The 10825-nt window shown below is 44.6% G+C and carries 6 protein-coding genes and 1 CRISPR repeat array; of the genes, 5 read left to right on the top strand and 1 reads right to left on the bottom strand.

What is annotated here, in order from left to right; all coding sequences use genetic code 11:
- Positions 1-109: 109 nt before the first annotated feature.
- Positions 110-448: a transposase gene (locus KQH97_RS02050; RefSeq protein WP_216552414.1), complete on the bottom strand. Its 339-nt coding sequence runs from the start codon at positions 446-448 to the stop codon at positions 110-112.
- A 79-nt stretch (positions 449-527) separates the two neighbouring features.
- Positions 528-4256: direct repeats of the CRISPR family, unit length 32 nt; unit sequence GTCACGCTCCACGTGAGCGTGTGAGTTGAAAT.
- A 282-nt stretch (positions 4257-4538) separates the two neighbouring features.
- Here KQH97_RS02050 and KQH97_RS02045 point away from each other — a divergent pair.
- From KQH97_RS02045 to KQH97_RS02025, 5 genes are all read left to right on the top strand, one after another.
- Positions 4539-4766 (top strand): hypothetical protein, encoded by a 228-nt coding sequence (locus KQH97_RS02045; protein ID WP_186490122.1) that lies wholly within the window; start codon positions 4539-4541, stop codon positions 4764-4766.
- Positions 4767-5246: 480 nt separating this feature from the next.
- Positions 5247-6500, top strand: coding sequence for a 23S rRNA (uracil(1939)-C(5))-methyltransferase RlmD (gene rlmD / locus KQH97_RS02040; protein ID WP_216552412.1), 1254 nt, complete (start codon positions 5247-5249; stop codon positions 6498-6500).
- A complete protein-coding gene (locus KQH97_RS02035; protein WP_216552410.1) occupies positions 6469-7407 on the top strand; it encodes a MoxR family ATPase in 939 nt (312 codons plus the stop codon). Before rlmD ends, KQH97_RS02035 begins: the two co-directional genes overlap by 32 nt.
- Before the next feature lie 13 nt (positions 7408-7420).
- Positions 7421-8581: a DUF58 domain-containing protein gene (locus KQH97_RS02030; RefSeq protein WP_216552408.1), complete on the top strand. Its 1161-nt coding sequence runs from the start codon at positions 7421-7423 to the stop codon at positions 8579-8581.
- Between the two features lie 12 nt (positions 8582-8593).
- A complete protein-coding gene (locus KQH97_RS02025; RefSeq protein ID WP_216552405.1) occupies positions 8594-10804 on the top strand; it encodes a transglutaminase family protein in 2211 nt (736 codons plus the stop codon).
- Positions 10805-10825 lie beyond the last annotated feature (21 nt).

Here is a 10825-nt window from a genome sequence, read left to right as displayed (position 1 = left end):
TTATGGCTGAGATGATCGTAAAATGCTTGTCTTGTAACCTCCAAAGCCTTGCAGTAAAAACTGATCCTTCCTGTGATCCTACCGTCATCAGTCTTTTTGGAAATGAACTTTAACCGTTCTTCTTTCCTGACTTCCGACGGTTCGCGGCGAAAAAAGCAGATGCTTCCTCCAGAAATTCATTAAGCTCTTCAAGCTCTCGGTTTTTCTTTTCAAGTTCTTTTATCCGTTTGTTCGCTGCCTGGAGCTGCTGTGCGATAGTAAGTGACTCTCCCGGTGTACGTGAGCCTGCACCTGTGTCTATTTCTCCGATCCGTGCCTTTTGCACCCACGTCCCAAGCGTCCCTTTGGGGATGCACAGTTCATCTGCTGCTGCCTTGGTGCCAACCTCCTTTGCGAGCTTTATTGCCTGCTTTTTAAACTCTTCATCATATTGTTTTCCTGTTCCCATTGATGACACACTCCTTTGTTTTTATTATACTTTGATTGTTTTGTATGTGTCAAGTTTTATTATACAGGATTATATCAGCGTCACGCTCCACGTGAGCGTGTGAGTTGAAATGACCTGTTCGTAGCCGTATGATACCTTTGTTTCGTCACGCTCCACGTGAGCGTGTGAGTTGAAATTTCTGTTGCTATTGTAGTTATATCATCTGCATATGTCACGCTCCACGTGAGCGTGTGAGTTGAAATTGCGACCTTAGCAGCATTATCTGCCACTGTAGCGTCACGCTCCACGTGAGCGTGTGAGTTGAAATTCTGAGCCTCATACATTCTGTGCTGACACGTCCGTCACGCTCCACGTGAGCGTGTGAGTTGAAATTATCACGGCGCTGACCTTAACAGGTTTGAAGATGTCACGCTCCACGTGAGCGTGTGAGTTGAAATTTTTTTTGATTTTAAAATGGCGGTAAATCTTCGTCGTCACGCTCCACGTGAGCGTGTGAGTTGAAATTTATTTTCAAATTCCGCATAAGGTCTGATGAAGTCACGCTCCACGTGAGCGTGTGAGTTGAAATGTAGCCTGCGTTCTGGGCGTCCTGCTGGGTCATCGGGTCACGCTCCACGTGAGCGTGTGAGTTGAAATGCCGTCACGTTTTGCATTGTCGCCGTCAAGTTTGAGTCACGCTCCACGTGAGCGTGTGAGTTGAAATGGCGTTCTGAGACCGAAAAATCAGAACGCTATCAGTCACGCTCCACGTGAGCGTGTGAGTTGAAATGCCTATCGTGTTCGGTGCAAGGGGTGGCGTGCCAAGGTCACGCTCCACGTGAGCGTGTGAGTTGAAATCGTCAAAGTCTATGACGTTGCTTTCAGCTTCTGCCGTCACGCTCCACGTGAGCGTGTGAGTTGAAATCCTGCGGAACATCGAGGTTGAAGCAGGCGGTAGCGGTCACGCTCCACGTGAGCGTGTGAGTTGAAATACATCTTTTATCGAAACTGTCCGAAACGCATTTGTCACGCTCCACGTGAGCGTGTGAGTTGAAATGACAAGTTTTGCCACTGAAAGCGTCGCAAGACCAGTCACGCTCCACGTGAGCGTGTGAGTTGAAATTTCAATTTGCAGACGTTTGTCAATCAATATCAGCGCGTCACGCTCCACGTGAGCGTGTGAGTTGAAATTTTATGTACTGTCCGAAAAATCGGACTGAAATAAGTCACGCTCCACGTGAGCGTGTGAGTTGAAATAATAGCATTTGTCAAGCGATTTGTTGAAAAAATTCGTCACGCTCCACGTGAGCGTGTGAGTTGAAATGAAGTGTTCTGACAGCATGAACGAACAAGGTCTGGTCACGCTCCACGTGAGCGTGTGAGTTGAAATTGCGGTTTCAGCACGTTCAGCCGCCTGTTCTGCGGGTCACGCTCCACGTGAGCGTGTGAGTTGAAATGACGATATGGTCGTCATGGCATTAACGGAACTTAGTCACGCTCCACGTGAGCGTGTGAGTTGAAATTAGCGGTATATGGACTATATCGAAATGTTAAAGAGTCACGCTCCACGTGAGCGTGTGAGTTGAAATAGAGACGAAATGGAAGAGCTTGTTGGCGAAGCAAGTCACGCTCCACGTGAGCGTGTGAGTTGAAATCAAAGATTTGCGAGAGTGCAATCAACGTATCGTGTCACGCTCCACGTGAGCGTGTGAGTTGAAATGACAATCCTGAACAATCGGAGTTGACATTTGGTGGTCACGCTCCACGTGAGCGTGTGAGTTGAAATCGTCCTGACATTTTATCAGCCATTCCGCCGCCGCGTCACGCTCCACGTGAGCGTGTGAGTTGAAATTTCCCAAAATAATCGGTGCTATCATAGACGGCTTGTCACGCTCCACGTGAGCGTGTGAGTTGAAATTTCGTATATCGGCATACACGCCGCCGATAGTTCGGTCACGCTCCACGTGAGCGTGTGAGTTGAAATCCACGTCCAGCAGAATCAGCAACAGTGGGAAAATGTCACGCTCCACGTGAGCGTGTGAGTTGAAATCGTGAGAAAGGGATTGAACCTGTTAAGAAGATGGAGTCACGCTCCACGTGAGCGTGTGAGTTGAAATTTCATGCATATACTCTTCAAAAATTTCATCCGTGAAGTCACGCTCCACGTGAGCGTGTGAGTTGAAATGAAAGACCAAAATACCTCATATTTGCAGATCATAGTCACGCTCCACGTGAGCGTGTGAGTTGAAATCAAGTGTGCAGATACCGTTGAATTTGGATTTTGTGGTCACGCTCCACGTGAGCGTGTGAGTTGAAATTGCAAAGATTTCTTCGGGGTTCGCCCCGATTATGTCACGCTCCACGTGAGCGTGTGAGTTGAAATTCACAGTCGATATGTAGATTGGCATTTGAATTTGTCACGCTCCACGTGAGCGTGTGAGTTGAAATAATTAAAAAAAGGGGGCAAATTTATGGCAAACATGTCACGCTCCACGTGAGCGTGTGAGTTGAAATGTTACCCAGGTAACAAAGAAACCATGCAGTCAATAGTCACGCTCCACGTGAGCGTGTGAGTTGAAATTGCTGAGGTCAACGTCCAAGGCCGTCATGAGGTTGTCACGCTCCACGTGAGCGTGTGAGTTGAAATATCAATCGGAATATCTTTCAACCTGTCAACATGTCACGCTCCACGTGAGCGTGTGAGTTGAAATGTTTCTTCGGTGACTTCGTGTCCTTTGTGAATCTCGTCACGCTCCACGTGAGCGTGTGAGTTGAAATAATTAGATGTTTTATTGCTGTCCTTACGCTTTTGTCACGCTCCACGTGAGCGTGTGAGTTGAAATTTTCTGCTCGTCGTCAAATTCCAGTGGATAGTTGTCACGCTCCACGTGAGCGTGTGAGTTGAAATACAGTAGTCTTTGCCCTCATAGCAGAAAACATTTTGTCACGCTCCACGTGAGCGTGTGAGTTGAAATTATACCCTAAAACGCTAAAATATGCGTAAAAATGTCACGCTCCACGTGAGCGTGTGAGTTGAAATCGCAAAGATTTCTTCGGGGTTCGCCCCGATTATCGTCACGCTCCACGTGAGCGTGTGAGTTGAAATTGCAGACGTGACCGCCACATATGACGGTGTGACATGTCACGCTCCACGTGAGCGTGTGAGTTGAAATCGCCTGTGGCAATCGCAACGTGACCGATGCCACCGTCACGCTCCACGTGAGCGTGTGAGTTGAAATCCTTGTCCTCCTCGATTAGCGTGTCGGTCATTAGTCACGCTCCACGTGAGCGTGTGAGTTGAAATTCGTCTCCAGTGTGGGTGGATTGATAACGGACTGGTCACGCTCCACGTGAGCGTGTGAGTTGAAATTGGCGTGTCCCTCGATTATCTTTGCGGAAACGAGGTCACGCTCCACGTGAGCGTGTGAGTTGAAATCAAATTCTTCCACGCTCGCAGGCTCGTTGCCCGAAGTCACGCTCCACGTGAGCGTGTGAGTTGAAATGATGTTGCAAAGAGCAGCGATTACAGCAACCTTGTCACGCTCCACGTGAGCGTGTGAGTTGAAATTGATTTTGTGCAAGTATACAAAAGTACGTCATTGGTCACGCTCCACGTGAGCGTGTGAGTTGAAATCTTTTGACGGCACTGGTATGCGATAACTGTCGCGTCACGCTCCACGTGAGCGTGTGAGTTGAAATATCGACCTTACAGACTGGTTTTCACGCAAGTGGGTCACGCTCCACGTGAGCGTGTGAGTTGAAATTTCAAAAATGGCAGGCGAAAGGACGTACAAACAGTCACGCTCCACGTGAGCGTGTGAGTCAATTTTCGTTTCAACGCAGGACTTAGGGTGTACGTTATCCGCTCAGACCACAGCAAGTGCTGTGCGTGGTGTTCAAAGCTTGCAGGAAAGTACGTTTATCCCGATGTTCCCAAGTGCATTTTCTTCTGAAGAGGAATTAGTAAAAACCATATTGCATGAAAAGTGCCACGTTTTACAGCTAAAGAAACATGGCAAAGCATATGCTCAGCAAAACTTAGATTTAATGGAAAAACAAGCTTATAGGTTTGAACGATTATTTTATAGCTTGGTTACAAAGAGGTGATAGTATGAAATGGCTTGACAATCTAGCGAGTATAAAGCAGCTCCATAAGGCAGGCAAATGCCCATATTGCGGACAAGAAAATACAGATTACAGATTGCTTGAAATAAGCAGTGGTAAAGGATATGGAGATGTTTGGTGCAATGACTGTAAAAAAGCTTTTCATATTTCTCGTATAGAAGTATCAGAGACAGACATTCGAGAAAAGCAGTTACCTCCTGAACTCAAATATTAGTTAATAACCGCTCCGCTACGGCGAGGCGGTATTTTTATACCCAAATACTATACATTTTTCATGTGCTTTCCGTCAAATCTGCCAATTCACACCCCGAAATTTGTGCAAACAAATGATTTATAATTTAATTTGGCAACATTTCTGCAATTGTTGCATTTTTTCTGCAACAAAATACCCACTTTTCGTGTATAAGTAGAAGAGGTTTCACCACAAATCGGAAACCTTGCGGAGCGACAGTGTATGAGGAAACATTTTGTCAACGTGAGTTAGGTGAACACGATGAGAGGTTCTGATCGCACAGAAAAGCACTTCCTGCACTCCGTCTGAAGCTTGAAAATTGAATATTTATACCGACACACCTTAGCTATACCCCATGAGCATACTGCTAAATTTAATTGTTATAACCGCCTTTGTTGACATTATTCATATAAAATGGTATACTTAAAATAAAATTTATACATAATGAAAAGAGTAAATGTGATGAATAAACATACCACTATCGATAAGTCAACAGGCGAGAAAAAATGCAGCTGCTTTAAACGCTGCGGCGGCTGTCAGTTGGATAAGGTCTACGCCCAGCAAATAGAATGGAAGCAGGCAAAAGCCGATAGAATGTTGAGCCGCTTTTGCAGACCTCAGCAGATAATAACTATGGACGACCCCTATAATTATCGTAATAAAGTCCAAACTGTCTATAAGGTCAATAGCTCAAAGCGTATCGTCTCAGGAGTATATCAGTCCTCTACCCATAGCATGGTAATAACTGACGATTGCTTTTTGGAGGATATAAGAGCACAGCAAATAGTCGCTACCCTTAAAGAGCTTATGGCTGACTTCCGTATCCTTCCATATAACGAGGAAAGCGGCCAGGGTCTTCTTAAGCATACCCTTATTCGTACCTCCCAAACAACAGGCGAGGTAATGCTCGTGCTAGTTACAGCTACCCCCATATTTCCTGCAAAGAAAAATTTCGTCAAAGCTATCACCGAGAAACACCCATATATAACCACTATCATTCAGAATATCAATAAAGGCACGACCCCTCTTACTTTGGGCGACCGTGATATTATAATGTATGGCAAAGGCTATATCACCGACGAGATGTGCGGCTGTAAGTTCAGAATTTCACCTCATTCTTTCTATCAGGTAAACCCCGAGCAGACCGAAAAGCTCTATTCTAAAGCAGTTTCCTGTGCCGAGCTTAAAAAAGGCGATAAAGTTATCGACGCATATTGCGGAACAGGTACTATCGGTCTTATCGCTGCAAAAAGCGGTGCAGACGTGGCAGGCGTTGAGCTTAATGCCGAAGCCGTAAAGGACGCAGTTTCAAACGCCAAGCTCAATAAGCTTGACAATATCAGGTTTTATAATGAGGACGCAGGTGAGTTCATGACAAAGCTTGCGCAGGCAGGTGAGAGCTGTGATACAGTTTTCCTTGACCCTCCAAGAGCAGGCACAACAGAAGAATTTGTTGAAGCCTTGGGCAAACTCAGACCTGAAAAGATAGTCTACGTTTCCTGTAAAATAGAAACTCTCGAGCGTGATTTGAAGCTTCTTGCAAAAATAGGCTATAAAGCACAGCTTATCCAGCCCGTTGATATGTTCCCGCATACCACAGGTATCGAAAATGTGGTGCTTTTAAAAAGAAAAATGATATCGCTCACACCAAATAGAACACATGATAAAAAGGGGGATAAAAAAATTGAACCAAAAGGTAAAACTTCTCACAGATAATATCGAAAAAGTTATCGTCGGCAAGACCGACTCTGTGCTTAAAATAATCACAGCCATGCTTTGCGGCGGTCATGTTCTTATCGAGGACGTGCCTGGAGTAGGCAAAACTCAGCTTGTATCAGCCCTTGCAAGGTCAGTGGACGGCAAATATAACCGTATCCAGCTTACCCCTGACGTTATGCCGTCCGATATCGTTGGCTTTTCTATGATAGACCAGAAAACTCATGAGCTTGAGTATAAAGAGGGTGTGGCAATGTGCAATTTCCTCTTGGCAGACGAAATAAACAGAGCCTCCCCAAAATCTCAGTCAAGCTTGCTTGAAGTCATGGAAGAACATCAGATATCCATTGACGGTAAAACTCATGAACTTCCGTCACCATTTATGGTGCTTGCCACACAAAACCCTGTGGAAACTTACGGCACTTATCATTTGCCTGAAGCCCAAATGGATAGATTTCTTATGAAGATATCAATGGGCTATCCCTCATATGATGACGAGCTCGATATCATGTCAAGAGCCGAAAAATCAGGCTTTGCAAAGAATATCCAGCCTGTCATGACCCTTGAAAACGTCCGTGAGCTTATGGGCTACGCTGAAAATGTAACCGCAGAGCTTTCCGTGAGAAAATATATCCTGAGCCTTGTTACCGCAACAAGAAATTCAGATTATGTAAAGCTTGGCGTTTCTCCCCGTGGAAGCATCGCACTGCTCAAAGCTTCAAAAGCCTATGCCTTTGTTCAGGGCAGAGGATTTGTCATGCCGGATGATGTCAAGGCTGTTATGCCTGACGTTCTTGCACATAGACTTATGCTTTCTCCAAAGGGCAAATCTGCCTTTGAAAATGAAAGGGAAGCTCTTGAAAATATCGCTCTTACAGTAAAATCACCTGACGCAATAGAGAAATAGAGGATATGACCCCATGAAAAATCTTTTAGGTTATCTTACCTGCGTGGCGGTGGCGATACTGCTTAGAGTTTATATAAACGGAAGCGGTGGTACGCTTGTGCTTTATCTTTTAGCTATAGCCTTTGTGATATCTCTTGTGGCACTTCTCATTACCAAGCGTAAACTTGTGGCAGCCATAAAGCTTTCCACAGAAATAAGTGCAAAGAACGAGGAGTTTGATGCTGACATAATGCTTTTAAATGCAATACGCATTATTCCCTCATGCGTTGTTGAGGTAACGGCAGAGTGTTCAGATAATATCGGTGCTGTAAGCCCACTTGAATTTAAAACTATCGTGGCAGGCGGCAGACAGCAAAGCGTCAGCGTTAAGCTGAAAACACGCTATGCAGGTCTTGGCACAGTGAAAATAAAAAGCATACGTTTGCATGACTATCTTGGAATAATCACCCTGCACCTTGACAGTTCACGTTATGAAAAAGCCGTGGGAAAAATAAAGATAATGCCGAATATTCCTGACACTGGCTCTCAAACAGAGCTTCTTAAAGCAACTTCCGAGAATGCTTCATTTGACGATAACGAAAGCGAATCAGATGAAAATGCACTCGGTCTTACAGGCGTTCCGGGCTATGACCACAGACAGTATGAGATAGGCGACCCGCTGAAAAGAATAAACTGGAAGCTTTCTTCAAAGCGTGACGAGCTTATGGTGCGCCTTGATGAAAAGGTCACGGCTTCAAGTCAGGCGTTTTTCCTTGATATACCAAGCGGAAATCATGACCCCATGTTTGCTATGAATATTGATAATATAGTCGAAGCGAGCCTTGCAATGCTTTCAATGCTTATTATGGAGGGCTTTGAGAGTGAGTATAATTATTATCTTGACGGCTGGAAAAGCATGAAAATAAAGCAGGCAGGTGATATAATAGAGCTTCAAAACGACCTTGCGGCAATAGCACCATATCCGCAGGAAAAGCGTTTTGCCTTTTCTCATGAGATAGGCAAGACAGCTCCTATCTGCTTCACAGCCTGCATGGCGACTTCTCAGGGGGATTTTTCTTCTCTTATGGAAGAATTTAACGGCTCTTTTGTAGTGACACGTCTTAGCGGTCTTGATAAGCAGACAGAAAATATGTGGCTTGTAGACGAAACTTTCGAGTTTCGTAAAATGACATAGGGGGTGTGGCTTTTGAATACTAAAACTGCTCAGATAAAAAACACCCTTGTGAATATTCTTTCAAAATATGCTTTGCCTCTGCTCCTTGGAGCAGTGGTCATGAACATAATCTTTAAGACCTATCTTGTAGACAATGTCAGACTTTATACTTTTGGATATGTGGTCTATGAATGTCTGCTGTTTGCTCTTTTTGAGTGGCTGAAGCCGAAAAAAGTCCTGCGAGGTCTTGTCTATACCGCCCTTATGGTGGCAGTGCTGTTTTTGGGCTTTCAGCTTCTTCGTGCTGGATTTGAACATTCTGGAAAATCATTTATCAATTGGTTTTATGTAAACAGGCAGGAGATAGGTCAGATAGATGAATATTTCTACTTTCTGTTTGTGGGACTAGGCTTCTTTATCATTTCGGTGCTTTACTATTTCACCATTGTGCGCTATAGAAGCTTTGGAACGATGCTCGTTATGCTTTTTCCGTTTTTTATTTACGGAAAGCGTGCCGACTCAATGGATACTCTTGACATAACCATAATGCTCACTGTGTTCATTGCACTTATGGTGCACAGCAGACTTGTTTCAGACGAGAGCAAGCATGACCTTGTTATAAACGGCTCTTATGTAGCGGCATCGGCGGTTTTCGTTACCCTTGTGGGTGCGCTTGCAATGCTTATGCCGACTTCCTCAAAGACATCTTATCTTGAAAAAAACAGCAACTTCTTTGATGTGAATATCAAAAGCAGTGGCACATATGACAGCCTTAGTGATGAGTCTTCCCCAAGATTTGGCGCAGACGCAACGGGCGAGATACTTTTCAACTTCACCACAACTTCTGATGAGCAGGTCATTTATCTCCGAAGACAAGCCTTTGACCTTTTCAGAAACGAGAAGTGGGTAACTGACGATAGCTTCTACAATTTTCATTTTGACAAAAATGTTCATCTTTACGGTGACAATGAGGTGAACTCACCGAGCTATGTTTACAGCATAGCAAAGTCACTTGCGGATAAGGATTACAGCAAGGATCTTGGCGTGGAAAAGTCACAGTTTCCTGATGATCTGTTCAGTGAAAAGGCAGTCATGAATCAGTTTAGCGACAGCTTTGCCCCTAGCTATATCCCTGCTCCGCTGATGATAACCCCAGGGGAAAACAACGTTTATATCAAAACAACTCACAGCGAGGTCTACAGACCATATGACACCGCAGGAAATAAGCTTGGCATCAGCTTTGAGTATATTCCTGAAACGGAGAGCGAAAGACAGGCTGCGGCAAATCTTGATATGACCGAAAATCAGTTCAAACTGCTGCTTTCTTACGGCTTGACAAACGGAGATGTCACATCAAATCAATCGGTGAATATTTATAATATATATGCGTTGTACACAGACGTTTCTGCATATGACGATAAGGGTGGAAAAATGGAGGCTCTTGCAAAGAGCATAACGGAAAACTGCAAAAATGATTATGAGAAGGCTCAGGCGCTTGTGGATTATTTTGAGCAGAACGGCTATGTTTACGATAACGAGTATGAGCCTGACGACGAGTCTATCGCATATTTTCTTTTCACGAGCAAGCGGGGAAACTGCACGAACTATGCCACAAGCATGACGCTTATGGCGAGAATGCTGGGACTTCCTGCAAGGTATGTTGAGGGTTTTGCAGCATATGAAAAGAATGAACGTGGAGAGTTTGTGGTAAGAGATAGCCACGCTCACGCTTTTGTAGAGGTCTTTATCACAGGCATTGGCTGGATGACTTTTGACCCGACAGTTCCGGGCTATCAGCGTGACTACAGTGCAAACGGTACGAACTTTGATGTTTCAACTTTTGTAAGCTATTTCAGCAAGATCGCACTGTTTATCGGTGTAGCGTTTGTGCTTGTGGTTTTCGTATTCCTTAACAGAATTATCGAGGTATTTTTCCGACTGTCACTTAAATTCAGAGATAACGGCGACAGAGTCATAAGGCTTTACAGGCGGGTGATAAGGCTTTTGACCATAGCTTCTAATGATAAGCTATCGGGATACACGCCTGAAATGATAAGAGAATATCTTGTTAAGAGGCGTGGAGTTGAGTTTGGCGGTCTTATAGATCTTTTTGAAAAGACCTGCTTCGGTGGATATGTTCCTGATGAAGCCGAGTGGAAAATGGTCTATGCAGAGTACAAAGTACAATGGAAAAAGCTCACAAAGCGTGAGAAAACGACTTTGGAGCTTGATAAGAATATGTAATGAAATGGCTGTGCGAAAAAA

The sequence above is a fragment of the Ruminococcus sp. MSJ-25 genome, from assembly GCF_018917825.1.
In the GTDB taxonomy this organism is placed as follows: Bacteria; Bacillota; Clostridia; order Oscillospirales; family Ruminococcaceae; genus Hominimerdicola; species Hominimerdicola aceti.
This window is presented reverse-complemented; position numbering and strand designations above follow the sequence as displayed.